Genomic DNA, 20,373 nt, shown 5'->3' on the forward strand with positions numbered 1-20,373 from the left:
GCTCCTCCGGCCTCACTGGCACCGACCCGAGTCAACAACGTCATGCCCTCCTACAGCTAGCGCGGGACCGCGCCGGCGCCTCCCCCGCCTTACAGTCATCTCGACCCTCTGAGATGGGCGCGAACAGTGTCATACTGACCAGAACAGCCCCGCCAGTCCGCCCCGGGAGGTCCCATGCCGGTCGCTGAGGCCCGCGTCAGCGTGGCCGTGTCCACGGCCGTCTTCGGCGTGCGCCCGGACCCGCACGGCGTGCCCCGCCTCTGCGTCGCCCTCGTCCCGCGGATGCGCGAGCCGTTCCTGGACCGGTGGGCGCTGCCGGGCGCGTGGCTCGGCGCGGACGAGGAGCTGGCCGACGTCGCCGCACGCGTGGCCGCCGAGTGCGTGCCCGGTCCCGTCCGTCGCCTCGAGCAGCTGGCGGCGTTCGGCGCCGTGGACCGTTCCCCCACCGGACGCGTCCTCACGGTGGCCCACTGGGCGCTCAGCCCCGCCCTGGACGACGACGGCGCCGCCCCGGCGTCCAGCCCGGACCCGGACGTGGCCGGGCTGCCCATCGGGGTCCATGTGCGCTGGCACCGGGCCGACGCGCCGCCCGCGCTGGCGTTCGACCACGCGCAGATCCTGGCGGCGGCCGTGGCGCGCCTGCGCGCGGACCTGCCGCGAGCCGGCGTCGGGCACGCGCTGCTGGGGCCCTCCTTCACCCTCGCCGAGCTGCGCGCCGTGCACGAGGCCGTCCTCGGCCGCGGCCTCGACGCCGCCAACTTCCGCCGCGCCACCCTCGCCGCCGGGCCCCTCGAGGAGACCGGCGAGGTCCGTGGCGGCACTCCGCACCGCCCGCCCAAGCTCTACCGCTACCGGCCCGCCGGGCCCGGGACCGACCCCGATCCCGCCGGGCCGGACCCCCGCCGCTGACCACCAGCCCCGACCCAGGAGTCACCCATGAGCACCCCGACCGGGACCACCGCCTCGGTGGCCCGCACCCTGACCCTGATCGACAAGGACGCCGTGCGCGGCTCCTCGTGCTCCCCCGACCTGACCCGCGGCCCCTGGGCGTTCGACGCCGGCCTGCCCGCCTACGGCCCCGGCGCATCGCAGGACGACGCCGTCCCGGCCGACGCCCCCGTGCAGGGCCGCATCCCCGAGGAGTACCAGCGGGCCTCGGACGAGGAGCTCGACTCCCGGATCAGCGCGGCGCGGCAGAGGCTCGGCGAACGCGTCGTCGTGCTGGGCCACTTCTACCAGCGCGACGAGGTCGTCCAGCACGCCGACTTCGTGGGCGACTCCTTCCAGCTCGCGCGGGCCTCCCAGGGCCGGCCCGCGGCGGAGGCGATCGTGTTCTGCGGCGTGCACTTCATGGCGGAGACCGCGGACCTGCTCTCCACCCCGGACCAGGCCGTCATCCTGCCCAACCTCGCCGCCGGCTGCTCCATGGCGGACATGGCCGACCTGGACTCGGTCGAGGACGCGTGGGAGCAGCTCGAGGCGGTCTACGGCACCGAGCCGGACGACGACGGGCGCGTGCCCCTGCTGCCCGTGACCTACTTGAACTCCTCCGCGTCCCTCAAGGGCTTCGTCGGGGAGCACGGCGGCATCGTGTGCACGTCCTCCAACGCCTCGGCCGTGCTGGACTGGGCGTTCGAGCGTGCCCAGCGCGTCCTGTTCTTCCCGGACCAGCACCTGGGCCGGAACACGGGCCGCGCCAGGGGGATCCCACTCGAGCAGATGCCGACGTGGAACCCCCGCCTGCCGCTGGGCGGGAACTCCGAGGACGCCCTGCGGGACGCGAAGGTCCTGCTGTGGCACGGCTTCTGCTCGGTGCACCGCCGCTTCACCGTGGCGCAGATCGAGCAGGCCCGCGCCGAGCACCCGGACGTCCAGGTGATCGTGCACCCCGAGTGCCCCCTGCCCGTGGTGGAGGCCGCGGACTCCTCCGGGTCCACGGACTTCATCGTCAAGGCCATCCAGGCGGCGCCGGCCGGTTCGACCTTCGCGATCGGCACCGAGATCAACCTCGTGCAGCGCCTGGCCGCCCAGCACCCCGAGCACACGATCTTCTGCCTCGATCCCGTGATCTGCCCGTGCTCCACGATGTACCGCATCCACCCCGGCTACCTCGCGTGGGTGCTCGAGGAGCTCGTGGCCGGCCGCGTGGTCAACCGGATCACCGTGCCCGCGTCCGTCGCCGACCCGGCCCGCACCGCTCTCGAGCGGATGCTGGCCGTCGCGCCGAAGCAGTCGGCCGCGCAGTCCGCCGGGGCCGGGACGTGACCCCGGCCGACCGCGCCCCGGCGACGCCGGCCCCGCCACCGGACGTGGAGCGGATCGTGGCCGCGGCGCTCGCCGAAGACGCGCCCTGGGGCGACGTCTCCTCGGAGACCTTCGTCCCGGAGCAGGCCCGGATCACCGCGCGTGTGGTGGCCCGCGAGGCCGGGGTGCTCTCCGGCACGAACGCCCTTGAGGCCGCCTTCCGGCTCGTCGACCCGGCCGTGTCCGTCACCCTGCACCTGGCCGACGGCGCCGACCTGTCCCCCGGCGCCGTCGTCGCCGAGGTCGCGGGCCCCGCCCGCTCGGTGCTGCGGGCCGAACGCGTGGCGCTGAACCTCGTCCAGCGCCTCTCCGGGATCGCCACGACGACGGCCGCCCACGTCGCCGCCGTGCGCGCCGGCGGCGGGCACGCGCGAGTGGTGGACACCCGCAAGACCACCCCGGGTCTGCGCGTGCTCGAGCGGCAGGCGGTGCGGGACGGCGGCGGGCACAACCACCGCTCCAGCCTCTCGGACGCCGTGATGCTGAAGGACAACCACCTGGCCGCGCTGGGGTTCGGCGGCGCCAGCGACCCGGGTGAGGCCCTCACCGCGGCCCTGCGCGCCGGGATGGCACGCCTGCCGCACACCACCCACGTGGAGGTGGAGGTCGACCGGCTCGAGCAGATCCCGGCGGTGCTCGCCGCCGGGGTCGGCACGATCATGCTGGACAACTTCTCGCCGGCCGAGCTGCGGACCGGCGTCGAGCTGGTGGCGGGCCGCGCCGTCGTCGAGGCCTCCGGCGGGGTGAGCCTGGAGACGATCGGGGCGATCGCGGCCACGGGCGTGGACGTGATCTCGGTGGGGGCGCTGACCCATACCGTCCGCTCCCTGGACCTGGGCCTGGACGCCGTGGTCGAGGAGGTCTCGGCGCGCCGATGAGCACCACCCTCGACCTGGATCACGCGGCCACCGCGCCCGTCCGGCGCAGCGCGCTGGAGGCGATGTGGCCCGCGCTCACGGGCGTCTACGGCAACCCGTCCTCGGCGCACGAGGCCGGCCGGGCGGCGGCGGCCCTGCTCGAGGACGCCCGCGCGCGGGTGGCCCGCGGGATCGGTGCCCGGGCCGGGCAGGTCGTGTTCACCTCGGGCGGCACGGAGGCCGACGCGCTCGCCGTGCTCGGCACGGTGCGCGCCCGGATCCTCGCCGGCCGCCCGGCAGGCCACGTGCTGACCACGGGGATCGAACACAGCGCGGTGCGGCAGTCCTGCGACCAGCTGGCCCGGCTGCACGGCGTCGAGGTCGAGCACCTCGCGCTGGACCGTGACGGCCTGACCTCCGCGGACGACCTCGCCGCCCGCCTGCGCCCGGACACGGCGCTGGTCAGCGTGCACCTGGCCCACAACGAGGTGGGCACGGTGCAGCCGATGGCCGAGCTGGCCGCCGTCGCCCGGGAGGCGGGCGTGCCGCTGCACGTGGACGCGGTGCAGGCCGCGGGGCAGATCCCGGTGGACGTGCGCGCCCTCGGGGCGGATCTCGTGGCGCTGTCCGGGCACAAGGTGGGCGGGCCCAAGGGGGTCGGCGCGCTGTGGGTGCGCCCGGGTCACGCCCTGGAACCGCTCGTGCCCGGCGGCGGCCAGGAGCGGGGCCGACGGTCCGGGACGCAGAACGTGGCCGGCGCGGCCGGGTTCGCGGCGGCCTTCGCGGAGGCCGAGGCGGAGCGCGCCGCGGCCGCGGACGCGTGGGCCGAGTTGCGGGACCGGTTCGCGGCGCGCGTGCTCGACGGCGTCCGGGGGCTCGTGCCCGACGCGCGGCTGACCGGCCATCCCGCGCGGCGGCTGCCGCGTCACGCCTCGTTCGTGCTGCCCGGCGTGAACGGCGAGTCGGTGCTGGAGGAGGCGGCCCGCCGGGGCGTGCTGTCCTCGGCGGGGTCCGCGTGCTCGGCCCACGACGCCGAGCCGTCCCCGGCCCTGCTCGCGCTGGGCCTCAGCGAGGACGAGGCCCGCACGGCCCTGCGCTGCACGTTCGGCCCGGACGCCGACGCCCCGCTGCTCGAGGCCGCGGCGGACGCGATCGTCGACGCCGTCCGGACGGTCGCCGCCCTGCGCTGAGCGGCCCCGGGCCGGTCGACCCCGCTGCCGCCGGGGCCGGCGTCGGAAGTTCACCCGAGGGTCAGCCCGAGGCCACATGTCCCTCGCCTGCGTGCCCCACCCTGGCCCCGTGAAGCAGACCACCGCATCCCTGTCCCACTCCGCCTCCCGCCGTTCGGTGCTCGCCGCGGCGTCCGCCGCCGTACTCGCCCCCGCCGCCCTCGCCGGCCCCGCCGCCGCCCGTCCGGCCCGCCACACCCCCGGTGGCCTGGTCGCGTCCCGTCTGACGCTGCCGTCCGGCGTCGCCACCGGCGACGTCACCTCGAACTCGGCCGTGCTGTGGGCGCGCTCGTCCGGCCGTTCGCGCATGCATGCCACGCTGCGCGCGGTCGACGAGGACGGGAAGGTGCTGCGCGGCCGCTTCGCTCGCGGGCTGACCCTGCGCTCCGGCTGGGTCGACGGGGCCACCGACCACACCGCGAAGATCCTCGCGGACACGCTGCCCTCCGACACCCGCTTCGAGGTGACGTACGCGTTCGAGGACGAGGCCGGCCGCCTGGGCGAGTCGGCCGTGGCCCGCTTCACGACGGCGCCCGGCGCGCGGTTCGGCCGGAAGACCTCCGCCGCCCAGTCCTTCGTGTGGACCGCGGACACCGCGGGGCAGGGCTACGGCATCAACCCGGAGATCGGCGGCATGCGCGGCTACGCGGCGATGCACGCCACGATGCCCGACTTCTTCCTGCACTCCGGCGACACGATCTACGCGGACAACCCCATCCCGGAGACCCTCGAGGTGGCCGGCGAGCCCACCTGGCGCAACCTCGTCACGGAGGAGACGTCCAAGGTCGCCGAGACGCTGAACGAGTTCCGCGGCCGCCACCGCTACAACATGATGGACGACAACCTCCGCGCCCTGTACGCGGACGTCCCCGTCATCGCCCAGTGGGACGACCACGAGACGACCAACAACTGGTGGCCGGGTGAGGTCCTCGAAGACCCGCGCTACACCCAGGTCCGTGACGTGGACACGCTGGCCGCCCGCGCCCGCCGCGCGTGGCAGGAGTACATGCCGATCGCCGACTCCACAGCCCTGCGCCGCGGCTCGGGCTTCGAGCCCGCCCGCATCTACCGCAGGATCCCCCGCGGCGCGACCCTCGACGTGTTCGCCCTGGACATGCGCACCCACAAGGGCGAGAACACCCCGGGGCTCGAGACCCACGAGACCCCGATCCTGGGCGAGGAGCAGCTGCAGTGGCTCATCCGTGGGCTGCGCGCGTCGACCGCCACGTGGAAGGTCATCGCCAACGACCTGCCGCTGGGCCTGATCGTCCCCGACGGCACGGGGCAGGAGTCCCTGTCCAATGGCGACGACGGCGCCCCGCTGGGCCGCGAGCTGGAGATCGCCCGCCTCCTGAAGGCGATCAAGGACCACCGCGTGAAGAACGTCGTGTTCCTCACCGGCGACGTCCACTACTGCGCGGCGCACCACTACTCCCCCGACCGCGCGGCGTTCACCGACTTCGAGCCGTTCTGGGAGTTCGTGGCCGGCCCCATCAACGCCGGATCGTTCGGCCCGAACACGCTGGACGGCACCTTCGGCCCGCGCCTGGACTTCGAGGCGCACGGACCGGTCATGGGCTCGCCGCGCTCCGGCGAGCACCAGTACTTCGGCCACGTCGAGATCCCCGAGGACGGCCGCGAGTTCCGGGTGCGTCTGATCAACGCCGCCGGCCGGACGGTCTACTCGCGCACGCTGACGGCGGCCTGATCCGCCGCGTCGGCGGCGTCTGCGGACCGTCAGTCGGTGATCAGGCCCTCCTCGCGGAGCCAGTCCCACGCGACCTGGGTGGGCTCCTCGCCGTCGACGTCCACCCGGGCGTTCAGGCGCGCGGCCGTCGCGTTGTCCAGGCGCGCGGTCACGGGCGCCAGCAGGTCGGCGATCTCGGGGTGCTCGGCCAGGACCTCCTCGCGCACGATGGGGGCCGCGTTGTACTTCGGGAAGAAGCCCAGCGGGTCCTGCAGGGTCGTCAGGTCCAGCGCGGCGATCCGCCCGTCCGTGGCGTACGCCTCCCCGAAGGTGCACGACCCGTCCGCCACCGCGGCGAACACCGCCCCGAGGTCCATCTGGCGCAGCCGGGATCCGGTGGGCCGTTCGATCCCGTAGGCCTCGAGCATGGGCAGGAACCCGTCGTTGCGGGCGGCGAACTCGGCGCTCACGCAGAAGGACTGGTCCTCCGTGGGGAGGTCCTTGATGTCCGCGAGCGTCTCCAGGCCGAGCTCCTCCGCCCGGTCCTGGCGCACGGAGAAGGTGTAGGTGTTGTCGAGTCCGGCCGGCGGCAGCCACACCAGGCCCTGCTGCGCGTCCTCGTCCCGGACCGCGGCCCACTGCGCCTGGGCGTCCGGGATCGGATCGGTGTGGCCCAGGTACGTGATCCAGGCCGTCCCCGTGTAGTCCCATTCGACGTCCACGACGCCTGCGACCTGGGCCTGCCGCGCGCTGAGCGAACCCGGCATGTTGGTCAGATCCTCGACGTCGGCCCCTGCGGAGCGCAGCAGGATCGCGGTGATCTTGCCGAGCACGACGCCCTCGTTGAAGTTCTTGGAGCCCACCGCCACGTGGGCGCCCTCGAGGTCGATCCCGGCGACGTCGCCGGCGGGCGTGCCCGAGGGAAGGTAGCCGCCGGCGGTGCTCAGCCCGCACCCGGACAGGACCAGGGAGGCCGCCAGGCCGAGCGCGGCGATCGCGGCACGGGCGGGGGTCCGGACGCGGCGGCGGGACGGGGTGGTCGCGCGCGGGGTGGTCATGCGAGCCCCCTCGGCGTGGCCAGCGTCTCGACGAGGCGGCCGATCCACTCGATCATCAGGGCGAGGGCGGCCACGAGGATCGCCCCCGAGACGAGCAGCGGGAAACGGAACAGGACGATCCCGGTCTGGATGAGCAGGCCGAGGCCGCCGGCGTCGATGAACGTCGCGAACGCCCCGGTGCCCACCAGCAGCACCAGGGCGGTCCGCAGACCCGCCATGATCACGGGCAGGGCCAAGGGCAGCTCCACCCGGAGCAGGGTCTGCAGCGGCGACATGCCCATGCCGCGGGCCGCCTCGACGACGGTGGGGTCGACGCCCCGCAGACCGGCCAGGGTGTTGGCCAGCACGGGCAGGAACGCGTAGAGGGACAGGGCCAGCACGGCGACCCGGAAGCCGAACCCCCACGCCATGGCGAGCAGGACGATCACACCGATCACGGGGGCGGCCTGACCGGCGTTGGCCAGCCCCATGGCGACGGGGGTGAACCGCCGGGCGGCGGGGCGGCTGAGCAGCACGCCGAGCGGGATGGCCGTCGCCACGACCAGAACGGTGGACACGCCGACGAGGGCCAGGTGCTCGGCGGTGAGGCGCAGGACGGTGGGCCAGGTCAGCAGCCGGGCCTCGACGTCGTCGAGGGCGGCCCCGCGCACCCAGACGGTCCACCCGATCAGCAGGGCGGCCACCAGCAGCGGCAGGCCGATCAGGAGCAGGCGGTCCTCGGCGGAGGCCGCACGCAGCCGGGCGATCATGGCCGAGCCTGCTCGTCGCCGGCGCGGGCGTGCGCGCGCAGTGTCGGATAGTCGAGCAGACCGATGACCGTGCCATCACGGACCACGGCGATCTCCTCCGCCGGGGCCGTGACCAGCGCCGCGAGGGCCTCGCTGATCGGGGTGGCCGCGTCGAGCACGGGCCCGCCCGGCAGCGGGCCCGTCGGGTGCGGTGCGATCGGGCGCAGCGGCAGCGAGTCGACCGACCGCAGCCCCAGCCGCTTGAGCCCCGCCCCCGACCCCACGAAGTCGGCCACGAACTCGGTGGCCGGCCGCGCCAGGACCTCTTCGGGGGTGGCGTACTGGGCCACGTGCGCGCCGGGTTCGAGCACCAGGATCCGGTCGCCCAGGAGCACGGCCTCATCCACGTCGTGGGTGACCATCACGATGGTCTTGCCCACCCTGGCCTGGATGTCGAGCATCTCCTGCTGCAGGCGCTGGCGGGTGAGGGGGTCCACGGCGCCGAAGGGCTCGTCCATGAGCAGCACGGGTGGATCCGCCGCGAGGCCCCGGGCCACGCCGACGCGCTGCTGCTGTCCGCCGGACAGCTCGCGCGGGAAGCGGTCTCGATAGATCGCCGGGTCCAGGCCGACGAGGTCGAGCAGCTCGTCCACGCGGTCGGCGATGCGCCGGCGGTCCCACTTGAGCAGGCGCGGCACCAGCCCGACGTTCTCGGCGACGGACAGGTGGGGCATCATCCCGCCACCCTGCACGACGTAGCCGATCTGACGGCGCAGCCGGGTGGGGTCGCGGCGTGTGATGTCCTCCCCACCGATCAGGATCCGCCCGGAGGTGGGCTCGATGAGGCGGTTGATCATCTTCAGCGAGGTGGTCTTGCCGCAGCCGGACGGGCCGACGAACACCACGGTCTCCCCCGCGGGGATGATGAGGTCCAGGGCGTCCACGGCGGGACGGTCCTGCCCCGGATAGAGCTTCGTCAGGGACTCGAGACGGATCTCGGCCCCGGCGTCACGGTCGGTGCTCATGCGCGCAGTCCCTTCGAGATGGTGAGCCGGCCGAGCAGCACGAGCAGCCCGTCCAGGACGAGGGCGACGACGACGATGCCGAGGGTGCCCACGAGGGCGTAGTTCAACGCGTTGGCGCCGCCCAGGGAGACCAGCCCCGTGAAGATGTACGAGCCCAGTCCGGGCCCCAGGACGTAGGCCGCGACCGCGGCCACGCCCATGCCGAGCTGGCCGGCGACCCGGATGCCGGTGAGGATCACGGGCCAGGCCAGCGGGAGACGCACCCGGGTGAACAGCGCCACCGGCCCCATGCCCATCCCCCGGGCGGCCTCCAGCACCTCCGGGTCCACGCCGCGCAGACCCACGAGCGCGTTGCGGAGGATGGGCAGCAGGGCATAGAAGACCACCACCACGACGGCGGGGACGGTGCCGATGCCCACCAGGGGGATCAGGACGCCGATGAGCGCGAAGGAGGGCAGGGTCAGCCCGACGGCCGTGAAGGCGTTCGCGATCGGGGTCAGGGCCTTGATCCGCGTGGCGATCACGGCCAGCGCGATGGCGAGCACGGTGGCGATGGCCAGCGCCTGCAGCACGAGCCACCCGTGCTGCCACGCCCGGAAGAGGATGTCGGGCCAGCGTGAGGCGAGGAACTCGCTCATGCGGCCTCCACGCCGGCAGCGCGCCCCTGGGCGGCCCGGGCGTCTGCGGGGCGGGGCAGGACCGTCATCGTCGTCTCCTTCGGTCCGGGTGGGTCGGGCGTGCTCTTGCACGCTCCCCGAGATGGTGGCGCTCCCTGTGTTCTGCGCCACGAAGGGGGTCACCGGCACCGCCAAGGATGGCCTACCGACCGGGCGACGGGCAGGACGGCCTGCGCTAGCGTGTCGGCCATGTCTCGCTCCCACTCCGATGCCCTCGACGCGTCCGGCCCCGACTCCGGGGGCGCCGTCGCCGTGCCCCGCCGCCGCGTCGGCCTGCTGCCCCGCATCCTCGTCGCGATCGTGGCCGGCGTCCTCGTCGGCCTGGTCGCGCCGACCTGGCTCGTGCAGGCCTTCGCCACCTTCAACGGGCTGTTCTCGAACTTCCTGGGTTTCATCGTCCCGGTGCTGATCCTGGCGCTCGTCGCCCCCGCGATCGGCGACATCGGCCGGGGCGCGGGGAAGCTGCTGGCCCTGACCGGCGGCATCGCCTACGGCTCCACCCTGGTCGGCGGCTTCGGCGCCCTGCTGGTCTGCCTGCTCGTCTTCCCGCTGATCCTCACGCCCGGGTCCTTCGAGGGGATGGCCAACCCTGAGGACGCGCTGCTCGGCCCGCTGTTCGAGGTGCAGATGGACCCGCCCTTCGGCGTGATGACGGCCCTGCTGCTCGCGTTCGTGCTCGGCATCGGCCTGACGATGCTGCCGCGCGGCGCCCTGCACGAGAGCTTCGACCAGCTGCGATCGATCATCGAGCGGGTCGTCATGGGCCTGATCGTGCCGCTGCTGCCCGTCTACATCTTCGGCGTGTTCCTGAACATGACCGCCGCCGGTGAGGTCTTCAAGGTCATCACCACGTTCCTCGGCGTGATCCTGCTGGTCTTCGGCCTCACCGTGGTGCTGCTGCTCCTCCAGTACGTCGTCGCGGGCGCGATCGCGGGCCGCAACCCGTTCACGGCACTGAAGACGATGCTGCCGGCCTACGCGACGGCCCTGGGCACCTCGTCCTCGGCGGCGACCATCCCGGTGACCCTGCGCCAGACCCTGCTGCTCGGCGTGCGCCGGCCGATCGCCTCGTTCGTCGTGCCGCTGTGCGCGACGATCCACCTGGCCGGCTCCACCGTGAAGATCGTCTCGTTCTCCATCGCGGTGCTGTTCCTCTCGGGCCAGTCGATCGACGTCCCGGTGTTCGTGGGCTTCATCTTCATGCTGGGCGTCACCATGGTCGCGGCGCCCGGCGTGCCCGGCGGCGCGATCGTGGCGGCCTCGGGCCTGCTGACCTCGATGCTCGGCTTCACCGAGCCGCAGGTCGCGCTCATGGTCGCCACGTACATCGCCATCGACTCCTTCGGCACCGCCACCAACGTGACCGGCGACGCCGCCATCGCGATGATCGTCGACAAGATCGCCGGAGACCGTCTCATCGAGGACTCCGAGGACGAGGGCCTGGAGCGCCTCGACGACGAGGGGGCCGCGACCGGCGCCGACGCCGGCTGACCCGCCCCGCACACACCACGGCCCCCTCCCTGTCTGCAGCTCAGGGAGGGGGCCGTCGTCGGGACGGGCGGTGTCAGCCGCGCAGATCCCGCTCCGCCTCGGCGCGCACCGCGCGCCGCTGCCCCGGGGAACGCACGACGACGTCGCTCATCTCCTCGAGCGTCTTGCCCTTGGTCTCGGGGACGAAGGCCGCCACGAAGGCCAGGGACAGCGCCGCCATGACCGCGTACAGACCGTAGGCGAGGGTCAGGCCGATGTCCGCCAACCACGGGAACGTGGTGGAGACGGTGAAGTTCGCCGCCCACTGCGCGGCGGCGGCCACGGCGAGCGCGCCGGCGCGGATGCGGTTCGGGAACATCTCGCCCAGCAGCACCCAGACCAGCGGACCCCAGGTGGCGCCGAAGAACACCACGAAGGCGTTCGCGGCCACCAGCGCCACCGTGGACCACGGCTGCGGCAGGGAGACGGACTCGGCGCCGCCGGTCTGCGCGAAGGAGAAGGCCAGTGCCATCAGGCCGAGGCTGACCGTCATGCCGGCGGAGCCGACGATCAGCATGGGGCGACGGCCGACGCGGTCCACCAGGGCGATCGCGATGAGGGTGACGGCGATGTTCGTGACCGAGGTGATCACGGTGACCGTGAGGGCGTCCGACTCCCCGAAGCCCACCGAACGCCACAGGGTGGTGGAGTAGTAGAAGATCACGTTGACGCCCACGGCCTGCTGGAAGACGGAGAGCAGGATGCCGATCCACACGATCGGCTGCAGGCCCGCCGACGGTCCGCGCAGGTCCGCCAGCGACTCGCGGCGCTCCGAGTCCAGCGAGCGCCGGATGTCCTCGATCATCAGGTTCACCCGGTCCACACCGGTGAACTCGTGCAGGACCTCGGCCGCCTCGTCCGTGCGGCCGCGGGCGACCAGGTAGCGCGGGGACTCCGGCAGCTTCAGGGCGAACAGGCCGTACAGCACCGCCGGGACGGCCTCGGCCAGGAACATCCAGCGCCAGGCGTCGACGCCGAGCCAGAACGGCTGCGCCGCTCCCCCGGCCATCGTCGCGAAGAGCGCGTCCGTGAGGAGCGCGGCGAAGATGCCGAGGACGATCGCCAGCTGCTGGAGCGAGCCGAGGCGACCGCGCACATGGGCCGGGCTGACCTCCGCGATGTACGCCGGAGCGATCACGGACGCGGCGCCCACGCCCAGGCCGCCGACCACGCGCCAGAAGATCAGGTCGACCACGCCGAACGCCAGGCCCGAGCCGATGGCGGAGACCAGGAACAGGATCGCGGCGATCACCATCACGGGCACGCGGCCGCGGCGGTTGGCGATCGGCCCGGCGAACCAGGCGCCGAGCGCGCAGCCGATCAGCGCCGAGGAGACGGCGAAGCCCGTCAGACCGGCGCCGAGGCCGAACTCCCCGGCGAGGGCGTCCACGGCACCGTTGATGACAGAGGTGTCGAAGCCGAACAGGAAACCGCCGAGCGCGGCGGCGACCGAGATGCCGACCACCTTGGCGTTGAGGCGAGACGTCGCGGCGCCGCCGGACCGGGTCGCTGTCATGGTGGGTCCTCTCTGGGTGGCGCCCGACGGCCCGCTGCGCGCCGGTGCGTCCGCACAGTGTGTTCTCCGCTCAGCGAGCGTGCAAGTCGCACAGCCCTTCTCCCCGCCCCCCGAGGAGGCGGCGGGACATCAGGGGGAACCGTGCCCGCTGCGCCCGCCGTGGTCGCCGCCGTGCCGGGAGGTCTGCCGCACAGGGCTGCGGCAGACGGCGCCTCGGGTCACGGGGCAGAATGAGGGCCATGTTCGTCGTCCTGGGCCCCGCCCCCGCCTCCGTCGGCAGCCCCGGCGCCTGGTGGGCCCTGGACGGGGAAGGCGACGGCGCCTCTCCCCTGGGATCCTGCGCCGCCGGGTCCGTGGCCGGGCTCGTGGCCGGTCTGCCCGCCCGCCTGGGCGTGGACCCGAGCACGGTCCGCTGGGTGCTCGCCGACGTCGGGACGGAGTACGCCGCCTGGCTGGTGGCGGGGGTGCGGGTGGATCGGTGCTGGGACCTGGCCCTCGTCCAGCGGATCCTGCGGCACGCGGCAACGGCGCCGGGCAGCGGGGTGCGTTACACGCCCGTGGCGCAGCTCGAGGTCGCCGACCCGACGGAACCCGAGCGCCCGGCGCGGGTGCCCGCCGGTCAGGAGTCCTTCTTCGACCTGCCGGACGAGTCCGGCCCCACCCCGGACGTCACCGTGCTCGCGGCCGAGCTGGCCGCGCAGCGGGCGGCCGTCGAGGGCTCAGCCCACCCCCACCGGCTGCGGCTGCTCGCGGCGGCGGAGTCGCAGGGCGCACTCGTGGCCGCGGAGATCCGGGCGGCGGGTCTGCCGTGGGACCGGGGCGTGCACGAGGCGCTCCTCGCCGAGCAGCTCGGCCCCCGGCCTGCACCGGGCGAGCGTCCCGCCCGCCTGCAGGCCCTGGCCGAACGCATCGCCGAGGTCCTGGGCTCCCCCGGGCTGAGCCCCGACTCGCAGCCCAGCCTGCTGCGGGCGCTGCAGACGGCGGGCGTGGCCGTGGAGTCCACGCGGCAGTGGGACCTGAAGCACTGGATCGACGCCGGCGGCGCGGAACGCGAGGCGCGGGCCGCGCTGCTCGCGCCGCTGCTGGAGTACAAGGCCCTGGCCCGGCTGTGGACGGCCAACGGCTGGCACTGGCTGGACCAGTGGATCGGCGACGACGGCCGGTTCCACGCCGCCTACCTGGTCGGCGGCGTGGTGACCGGGCGGTGGGCCGCCCACGGCGGTGGGGCCATGCAGGTCCCGGCCGGGGTGCGCGACGCCGTCCGCGCAGACCCCGGGTGGACGCTGACCGTGGCCGACGCCTCCCAGGTGGAGCCGCGCATCCTCGCCGCGATGGCCGCCGACGAGGCGCTGGCCCGTGCCGGGACCACGCCCGACCTGTACCGGGAGGTGGCGGAGCAGGGCCGGGCGGCCGGCACCGCGCTGGCCGACCGCGGGCGCGCGAAGGTCGCCCTGCTGGGTGCGATGTACGGCTCGACGACGGGCGACTCCGCGGCGCTCATGCCGCACCTGCGCCGGCTCTACCCGCGGGCGATCGGCCTGCTCGAGCGGGCGGCCTCCGTCGGCGAGGGAGGCGGCCAGGTGTCCACGTGGCTGGGCCGCTGGTCCCCCGCACCGGGGCGGAAGTGGCAGGAGTCCGTGTCCGACGTCGGCACCCAGGCCGCCGAGTCCGCGGCCCGGCGACGGCGGCGCTCCCAGGGCCGCTTCACCCGGAACTTCGTGGTGCAGGGCACCGCGGCCGAGTGGGCGCTGTGCTGGATGGGCGAGATCCGCCGTCGACTGCGGTCTGCGGGCATGCGCACGGAACTCGTGTTCTTCGTCCACGACGAGGTCGTCCTGCACGGCCCGGCCACGGAGGCCGAGGCCGTGCGGACGGTCGTGACGGAGTCCGCGAGCGCCGCCGGCCGCCTGCTGTTCGGCCCCGCCCCCGTGGACTTCCCGCTCACCGTCTCCAGCGTGGGGTCGTACGCGGACGCGAAGTGAGGGGCGGCAGGGCGTCGACCGCGGTCATGGCCTCCGTGCGCCGCACCGGGCCGAGGACCCTGGGACCTGGCACGATGCGGGACGAGGGCCGATCCTGGAGAGCGCCCGAGACACCCCCGAGAAGGAGACCGCATTGCCCGTCGCCCCGCGTCCGTCCGACGGCGCCGCGTCCTCGGTCTTCACCCCGCACCAGCAGCGCATCCTCGCGGTGCTCCTCATCCCGATCTTCATGTCCCTGCTGGCCGTGTCCAGCATCAACGTGGCCCTGCCCGCCCTGCAGCGGGGCCTGGACGCCAGCGACGCGGAGCTGCAGTGGGCCATCTCCGGCTACACCCTCGTGTTCGGCATGGTGCTCGTGCCGGCGGGCCGGGCGGGTGACCTCTTCGGCCGCCGCCGGCTGTTCATGGTGGGCCTCGGCGTGTTCGCGCTCGGTGCGCTCCTGTCCGGCCTGGCGCCCACGGGCGTCCTGCTCGTGCTCGCGCGCCTGGTCATGGGCGTGGGCGCGGGCCTGCTCAATCCGCAGGTCACCGGCTTCATCCAGGGCGAGTTCTCCGGCACCTCCCGCGCCCGGGCGTTCGGGGCGCTTGGTGCCGTCGTCGGGGTGTCCGTGGCGGTGGGGCCGCTGCTCAGCGGCGGGCTCATCGCGTGGCTCGGCGGCGACCTCGGCTGGCGCGCGACCTTCCTGGTGAACGTGCCGATCGCCCTCGGCGCCCTCGTCGTGGCCCGCCACTGGCTGCCACGCACCGCCCCCGAGCGGGCGCGGCGCCCGGACCTGGACCCGGTCGGCGTCGTCCTGCTGGCCGGCGCCCTCGTGGCCGTCATGCTCCCGTTCCTGGACCGTGAGCTCGGGCCGTGGCGGTTCGTGCTCGTGCCCGTCGGCATCGGCCTGGCCGCCCTCTGGACACGCTGGGAGGCCCGCTACGCCCGACGGGGCCGCGCCCCGATGGTGGACCTGCGCCTGTTCCAGACCCGCAGCTTCGCGTGCGGCGCCCTGCTGATCGCCATCTACTTCACCGGCTCGACCAGCATGTTCGTGGTGATCGCCATGTTCATGCAGAACGGGCTGGGCTACCCGGCGCTGCACGCCGCACTCATCGGCCTTCCCTCGGCGGTCATGTCGAGCGTGATGTCCACCGTGGCCGGTCGCGTGGTGCTGCGCACGGGCCGGAAGATCGTCGTCCTCGGCATCGCGCTGGCGCTGCTCGCCGTCGTGGGCTCCATCGGGGTGGCGTGGGCCAACCGGGAGTTCGGCCTGAGCCCGTGGTGGCTGCTGCTCACCCTCGCCATCTTGGGTGCCGGGCAGGGGCTGGTGGTCTCCCCCAACCAGACCCTCAGCCTGGCCGAGGTCCCGCCGCGGCACTCCGGCACGGCCGGCGGCGTCCTGCAGACCGGCCAGCGCGTCGGCACGGCCGTCGGCACCGCCGTGATCGTGGGGGTGTTCCTGGGCGTCGCCTCCGGTGCCGACTGGGACGGGGCGTTCATGGCCGCCTTCACCCTGGTGGCGGGGTGCATGGCGCTCGCGCTCCTCGTCGCACTCGCGGACCTGCGCGGACCACGGACGGCGGCGCCCCGTGGCTGAGCCCCGCCCCGGCGACGTGCGCGTCACCCCCGGCCCCGGCGCACCCCGCGGGCTGGTCATCCCCGCGGGCGAACTCGTCGAGCGCTTCTCCCACGCCTCCGGCCCGGGCGGTCAGGGCGTGAACACGGCGGACTCGCGGGTCCAGCTCAGTCTGGACCTGGCGGCCACCTCCGCCCTCGACGACGTCCAGCGCGCCCGCGTCCTCGCACGGCTGGCGCCCCGGCTGGCCGGCACGGTGCTCACCGTCAGCGTGGCGGAGCACCGGGCCCAGCGGCGCAACCGGGTGGCCGCCCGCGAGCGGCTCGCGGCGCTGCTGCGCGAGGCCCTCGCCCCGCCGACGCCGCGGCGGGCCACGACGCCGACGCGCGGCTCCCGGCGGCGCCGGCTGGAGGCCAAACGCCGTCGCTCCGAGGTGAAGCGCACGCGCCGCCGCCCCGGCCTCGACTGAGGCCGCTCGCAGGCGGCGGCTCAGTCCCGCGCGGTCACCCCACGGCCGGCGGCCGAGCGGTGACCCCACGCGTCGCCACGCCGGGCGAGGTAGTCCTCTTCGGGCCAGCTGCTCACCCCGGACACGCGCATCCTCACCACCCGGCCGTCGTCGCCGAGGTCGAACGGGATGCGCTCCCCCGACGCGCCGAAGCCGTCCTCGTCCTCGGGCAGGAACGTGGTGGCGTCCAGCGCTCGCAGCTCGTGCATCCTGTCCCGGGGGCCGGGGGTTCCGGGGTCGATCAGCACGAGGCGCTCGCCGGCGCGAACCACGTCCGTCTCGCCCCACAGGGAGACGTAGCGGCCGGTCAGCCGGTCGAGGTCGTCGGTCGTGACACCGGTGGGCAGCGCCTGCCCGTCGGCGGCGTCCTGGGCGAGCAGGTCGATGAGCTCGACGAGGCCCACCGCGAGCGCGTCCGCCGGACCGTCCACGGCGTTGGTGAGCACGCTGACGGTCAGACCGGTGGCCGGGTCCACCAGGGTCCGGGTGATCTGCCCGGGGAAGCCGCCGGAGTGGCCCACGAGCCGTCGTCCGCCCACGCTGATCCCGATCAGGCCGAGCCCGTAGGTGCCGGTCCCGGTCCCCCGCGGGAAGGAGGCCTCGGCCCGGTGCATCAGGCGCAGCGCGTGCTCGTCCAGCAGCTCACGCCGATCCAGTGCGAGAGCGGAGAAGAAGCGGCTGAGCTCCTCCGCCGTGGAGACGAAGCCGGTGGCCGCGGCCAGCGCGCCGGTGGCGGTCGGTGCCACGCTCACCCGACGCCCACGGCCGTGGGCCCGGGTGTGGCCGACGACGGCCCGGCCCGCCGCGTCGTCGTCGATCTCGGGGCGGGTGTCGGTGAGGCCGAGCGGGACGAGGATGTCCTCCGTGACGTGCTCGGCGTAGCCGCGGCCCGTGGCTGCCTCGATGATCGCCCCGAGCAGGCCGTACCCGATGTTCGAATACTTGAACCGCTCCTGCGGGGCGTAGGTGGCGCCGTGCTCCCGGACGATCGCGCGCAGGGCGTCGGCGTCCGGGAAGGGGCCGTCGAGCTGCCAGTGGTCCGCGTCCACCCCGTCGCGGATGGCGCCGGAGGTGTGCGAGAGCAGCTCGCGGACGGTGACCCGGGCCAGCGGGGTGGCGGCACAGTCGGGCAGTCGTCCGGCCACGGTGTCGTCCAGGCGCAGACGACCGGTGGCGACCAGGCGCAGCACGGCGACGGCCGTGAAGGTCTTGGAATGGCTGGCCACGCGGAACAGGTGGCCGGTGGTCAGCTCCGCCCCGGTGGCCTCGTCGGCCACCCCGAACGCGGCGGAGAGCACCAGCTCGTCGCCGAGCCGCACGGCCACCTGGGCGCCGGGTACGTGCTGCGTCTCCACCTGGGTGGCCAGCCACCGGGACAGGTACGGGGCCGCCTCCCGGAGGCGGTCGAGGGACGGAGCGGGCGGCGGGGCGGGGGTGGTCCGGGTCACGAGAGGCCACTGTACGATGCCGGCCGCGCGGGCTCAGGCGCGGGCGTTCTGCGATTCCGGGGCCAGGGGCGCGTGGGCGGGGTTGGACAGGGAGAGCACGACGGCGGCCACGCGCGGGTGCTCGAGGAGGGCGTCCTCCACGCGCTGGAGCAGGACCGCGGCCTCGCTCTCCCGCTCGTCCCCGGCCAGGTCCACGGCCCCGACGACGAAGAGCTTCTCCGGGCCGACGTACTCGAGGTGCAGGTAGCTCACGGAGAGCACCTCGGGCCGCTCCAGCAGCCAGCGCAGCACCCGGGTCCGGATCACCGGGTCGGCGACCTCGCCGACGAGGAATGCCATGTTCCGCGAGAGCAGGAAGATCGCGACGACGCCCAGCAGCACGCCCACCAGGATCGAGCCGGCGGCGTCCCACCGGGGGTCCCCGGTGAGCTGGTGCAGGGCGAGGGCCGCCGCCGCGATGGCCAGGCCGATCAGGGCCGAGGCGTCCTCCACCCACACGGCGCGCAGCGTGGGGTCCGAGGTCTGGCGCAGGAACGTGGCATCGCTGATGTGCCGCCGCTCCGCGTCGCGGCGGACGCGCCGGTGCGCGTTCAGGAACGAGGCGCCCTCGAGCACGAACGCGACGGCGAGCACGATGTACGCGATCGTGTACTCCGCCTCCTCCTCAGGGGCGGACCAGGCCGTGATCCCGTGCCAGACCGAGACCGCCGAGCCCACCGCGAACAGGCCGAAGGCCGCGACCATCGACCACACGTAGGCCGCCCGCCCGTAGCCCAGCGGGTGCCGCGCGTCGGGGGCTCGGCCGGCCCGACGCTCCGCCAGCAGCAGGAAGACCTCATTGCCGGCATCGGCCCAGGAGTGCGCGGCCTCCGCCACCATCGCGGCTGAGCCGGTGACCGCGCCCACGATCGACTTGACGACGGCGATCACCGTGTTCACGCCGAGGGCGATCAGGACGGTCAGCAGGCTCTCGCCGCCGGACTCGGCGGCGGGCGGGGCGACGGCGGGCGGGGTACGGGTCATCCCCCGAGTCTGCCCCTGCAGGCGGGTGCCGGGCCAGGCTCGCCATGTCCGGGTCCGCCGGTCCGGGAGCGCGAGAGGGGGTCCACGCGGATCGGCGTCGCCGAGCCCGTGAGGTCTCCGCGTGCGCGGCCTAGCTGTAGGAGGGCATGACGTTGTTGACTCGGGTCGGTGCCAGTGAGGCCGGAGGAGCGTCTCCGCAGGAGGTATGAGGCCGATGGTAGTTGTAGTGGTTCACCCACACCTGCAGGGCCTCACGCCGAGTTTGCTCTGAGGAGTACGGGCGGGCGTAGAGGACCTCATCGACCATCAGCCGGTTGTACCGTTCGACCTTCCCGTTATGGCGCGGGGTGTATGGGCGGATCCGGTGGTGCCGGCCCCCGAGCGAGACCACCTTCCCGGTGAAGTCCACGGCCCGGTAGTTGTTCCCGTTGTCCGTGATCACCCGGTCCACGGTGATGCCGTGGGCGGCGAAGAACGCCCTCGCCCGGCAGAAGAACCCGATCGTGGTCACCGCCTTCTCGTCCTCCAACGCTTCGGTGTAGGCCAGGCGGGTGTACCCGTCGATCGCCGAGTGCAGGTAGGTGTACCCGACCCGTCGGCCAGGCCCGCGCTTGGCCGCTCGCGCGTTCTCGGAGTCCCGGCCGTGAGCACGCCAGCCGCCCCCCTCGGGGATGCGCCCGATCTTCTTCACGTCCAGGTGCACCATGTGCCCCGGGCCGCGGGCGGTGATCTTCTGGGGTCGTTGGCGCAGGTCCTCACCCGTGGGCGCGAGGTCTGGCAACCGGGAGATGCCCAGCCGGTGCAGCCACCTGCCCACCGTTCGGAGGCACACCCGGTGGCCCTCGGAGACGAGGTGGTGATGGATGCGCCGTGCGGACCACTTGCGCTCCCGCCGCAGGGCGTGGATCCGGGCGACCAAGACCGGATCGAGCTGGGCGGGAGAGCGTCGTGGTCGGCAGGAGCGGTCTTGCAGTCCTGCCTCGCCCTCGGCGCGGTAGCGGGCGACCCAGGTGGCCACCGTGGGCCGGCTCACCCGGAACTCGGCGGCCACGTGTGCCTGCGGGATCCCGTCGTGCAGGTGGCGGTGGACCATCCTGAGTCGGCCGGTGGGGGTCAGGGGTGCGTTAGCGTGAGTCATGAGTGGGTCTCTTCTGGCAGGTGGGTTGTTGAGGAACTTCCATCCTGCGGGGGCGTGTCAACTTGTCTGTGTAAGCGGGGTGGTCACAGGTAGGGGTTGATCCGG

The 20,373-nt window shown here is 74.1% G+C and carries 17 protein-coding genes; 9 read left to right on the forward strand and 8 right to left on the reverse strand.

Annotation, left to right across the window (positions count from 1 at the left end; all coding sequences use genetic code 11):
* Nucleotides 1-174: 174 nt before the first annotated feature.
* The 5 genes from NR073_RS10580 (at nt 175) to NR073_RS10600 (ending at nt 6,098) form a co-directional block, all read left to right on the forward strand.
* A complete protein-coding gene (locus NR073_RS10580) occupies nt 175-909 on the forward strand; it encodes a DNA mismatch repair protein MutT (RefSeq protein WP_256748816.1) in 735 nt (244 codons plus the stop codon).
* Between the two features lie 27 nt (nt 910-936).
* Nucleotides 937-2,265, forward strand: a complete 1,329-nt coding sequence (gene nadA / locus NR073_RS10585; RefSeq protein ID WP_256748817.1) for a quinolinate synthase NadA — start codon at nt 937-939, stop codon at nt 2,263-2,265.
* Entirely contained in the window at nt 2,262-3,182 is a 921-nt protein-coding gene (gene nadC, locus NR073_RS10590) for a carboxylating nicotinate-nucleotide diphosphorylase (RefSeq protein WP_256748818.1), read from the forward strand. Before nadA ends, nadC begins: the two co-directional genes overlap by 4 nt.
* Nucleotides 3,179-4,351, forward strand: a complete 1,173-nt coding sequence (locus NR073_RS10595) for a cysteine desulfurase family protein (protein WP_256748819.1) — start codon at nt 3,179-3,181, stop codon at nt 4,349-4,351. The genes nadC and NR073_RS10595 overlap by 4 nt, the downstream gene beginning before the upstream one ends.
* Before the next feature lie 109 nt (nt 4,352-4,460).
* Nucleotides 4,461-6,098: an alkaline phosphatase D family protein gene (locus tag NR073_RS10600; RefSeq protein WP_256748820.1), complete on the forward strand. Its 1,638-nt coding sequence runs from the start codon at nt 4,461-4,463 to the stop codon at nt 6,096-6,098.
* A 29-nt stretch (nt 6,099-6,127) separates the two neighbouring features.
* Here NR073_RS10600 and NR073_RS10605 read toward each other — a convergent pair whose 3' ends face one another.
* From NR073_RS10605 to NR073_RS10620, 4 genes are read right to left on the reverse strand one after another with little or no spacing between them, the layout of a single operon-like run.
* Nucleotides 6,128-7,135: a glycine betaine ABC transporter substrate-binding protein gene (locus tag NR073_RS10605; protein WP_256748821.1), complete on the reverse strand. Its 1,008-nt coding sequence runs from the start codon at nt 7,133-7,135 to the stop codon at nt 6,128-6,130.
* Nucleotides 7,132-7,884: an ABC transporter permease gene (locus NR073_RS10610; protein ID WP_017487925.1), complete on the reverse strand. Its 753-nt coding sequence runs from the start codon at nt 7,882-7,884 to the stop codon at nt 7,132-7,134. The genes NR073_RS10605 and NR073_RS10610 overlap by 4 nt, the downstream gene beginning before the upstream one ends.
* Nucleotides 7,881-8,888, reverse strand: coding sequence for an ABC transporter ATP-binding protein (locus NR073_RS10615; RefSeq protein ID WP_256748822.1), 1,008 nt, complete (start codon nt 8,886-8,888; stop codon nt 7,881-7,883). The genes NR073_RS10610 and NR073_RS10615 overlap by 4 nt, the downstream gene beginning before the upstream one ends.
* The gene (locus NR073_RS10620; protein ID WP_002855197.1) at nt 8,885-9,526 is read right to left on the reverse strand and encodes an ABC transporter permease; all 642 of its coding nucleotides are present in this window, start codon (nt 9,524-9,526) and stop codon (nt 8,885-8,887) included. The genes NR073_RS10615 and NR073_RS10620 overlap by 4 nt, the downstream gene beginning before the upstream one ends.
* A 228-nt stretch (nt 9,527-9,754) precedes the next feature.
* Between NR073_RS10620 and NR073_RS10625 the strand changes: the two genes are divergently transcribed.
* Entirely contained in the window at nt 9,755-11,056 is a 1,302-nt protein-coding gene (locus NR073_RS10625) for a dicarboxylate/amino acid:cation symporter (RefSeq protein WP_036316429.1), read from the forward strand.
* Between the two features lie 73 nt (nt 11,057-11,129).
* Here the strand turns inward: NR073_RS10625 and NR073_RS10630 are convergent, their stop codons facing one another.
* Entirely contained in the window at nt 11,130-12,611 is a 1,482-nt protein-coding gene (locus NR073_RS10630) for a sugar porter family MFS transporter (protein ID WP_036382902.1), read from the reverse strand.
* 239 nt (nt 12,612-12,850) lie between these two features.
* Between NR073_RS10630 and NR073_RS10635 the strand changes: the two genes are divergently transcribed.
* From NR073_RS10635 to arfB, 3 genes are all read left to right on the forward strand, one after another.
* Nucleotides 12,851-14,593, forward strand: coding sequence for a bifunctional 3'-5' exonuclease/DNA polymerase (locus NR073_RS10635; RefSeq protein WP_256748823.1), 1,743 nt, complete (start codon nt 12,851-12,853; stop codon nt 14,591-14,593).
* A 133-nt stretch (nt 14,594-14,726) separates the two neighbouring features.
* Nucleotides 14,727-16,172: an MFS transporter gene (locus NR073_RS10640; RefSeq protein ID WP_256748824.1), complete on the forward strand. Its 1,446-nt coding sequence runs from the start codon at nt 14,727-14,729 to the stop codon at nt 16,170-16,172.
* Complete coding sequence (gene arfB, locus NR073_RS10645; protein WP_065573486.1) at nt 16,165-16,620, forward strand: alternative ribosome rescue aminoacyl-tRNA hydrolase ArfB; 456 nt, start codon at nt 16,165-16,167, stop codon at nt 16,618-16,620. The genes NR073_RS10640 and arfB overlap by 8 nt, the downstream gene beginning before the upstream one ends.
* Nucleotides 16,621-16,640: 20 nt before the next feature.
* Here arfB and NR073_RS10650 read toward each other — a convergent pair whose 3' ends face one another.
* From NR073_RS10650 to NR073_RS10660, 3 genes are all read right to left on the reverse strand, one after another.
* Nucleotides 16,641-18,107, reverse strand: a complete 1,467-nt coding sequence (locus tag NR073_RS10650) for a beta-lactamase family protein (RefSeq protein WP_256748825.1) — start codon at nt 18,105-18,107, stop codon at nt 16,641-16,643.
* A 33-nt stretch (nt 18,108-18,140) separates the two neighbouring features.
* Nucleotides 18,141-19,130 carry a cation diffusion facilitator family transporter gene (locus tag NR073_RS10655; protein ID WP_256748826.1) on the reverse strand — a complete coding sequence of 330 codons (990 nt, stop codon included), beginning with the start codon at nt 19,128-19,130 and terminating at the stop codon, nt 18,141-18,143.
* A 130-nt stretch (nt 19,131-19,260) separates the two neighbouring features.
* Complete coding sequence (locus NR073_RS10660) at nt 19,261-20,268, reverse strand: IS481 family transposase (RefSeq protein ID WP_256748827.1); 1,008 nt, start codon at nt 20,266-20,268, stop codon at nt 19,261-19,263.
* Nucleotides 20,269-20,373 lie beyond the last annotated feature (105 nt).

The sequence above is a fragment of the Micrococcus sp. Mcc28 genome (genome assembly GCF_024519775.1).
GTDB lineage: Bacteria > Actinomycetota > Actinomycetes > Actinomycetales > Micrococcaceae > Micrococcus > Micrococcus luteus.

Bases quoted from the DNA above. Each gene is read 5' to 3' on its own strand.
- NR073_RS10580 (WP_256748816.1), top strand. From the start codon at position 175: ATGCCGGTCGCTGAGGCCCGCGTCAGCGTGGCCGTGTCCACGGCCGTC.
- nadA (WP_256748817.1), top strand. From the start codon at position 937: ATGAGCACCCCGACCGGGACCACCGCCTCGGTGGCCCGCACCCTGACC.
- NR073_RS10595 (WP_256748819.1), top strand. From the start codon at position 3,179: ATGAGCACCACCCTCGACCTGGATCACGCGGCCACCGCGCCCGTCCGG.
- NR073_RS10605 (WP_256748821.1), bottom strand. From the start codon at position 7,135: ATGACCACCCCGCGCGCGACCACCCCGTCCCGCCGCCGCGTCCGGACC.
- NR073_RS10610 (WP_017487925.1), bottom strand. From the start codon at position 7,884: ATGATCGCCCGGCTGCGTGCGGCCTCCGCCGAGGACCGCCTGCTCCTG.
- NR073_RS10615 (WP_256748822.1), bottom strand. From the start codon at position 8,888: ATGAGCACCGACCGTGACGCCGGGGCCGAGATCCGTCTCGAGTCCCTG.
- NR073_RS10620 (WP_002855197.1), bottom strand. From the start codon at position 9,526: ATGAGCGAGTTCCTCGCCTCACGCTGGCCCGACATCCTCTTCCGGGCG.
- NR073_RS10625 (WP_036316429.1), top strand. From the start codon at position 9,755: ATGTCTCGCTCCCACTCCGATGCCCTCGACGCGTCCGGCCCCGACTCC.
- NR073_RS10630 (WP_036382902.1), bottom strand. From the start codon at position 12,611: ATGACAGCGACCCGGTCCGGCGGCGCCGCGACGTCTCGCCTCAACGCC.
- NR073_RS10635 (WP_256748823.1), top strand. From the start codon at position 12,851: ATGTTCGTCGTCCTGGGCCCCGCCCCCGCCTCCGTCGGCAGCCCCGGC.
- NR073_RS10655 (WP_256748826.1), bottom strand. From the start codon at position 19,130: ATGACCCGTACCCCGCCCGCCGTCGCCCCGCCCGCCGCCGAGTCCGGC.
- NR073_RS10660 (WP_256748827.1), bottom strand. From the start codon at position 20,268: ATGACTCACGCTAACGCACCCCTGACCCCCACCGGCCGACTCAGGATG.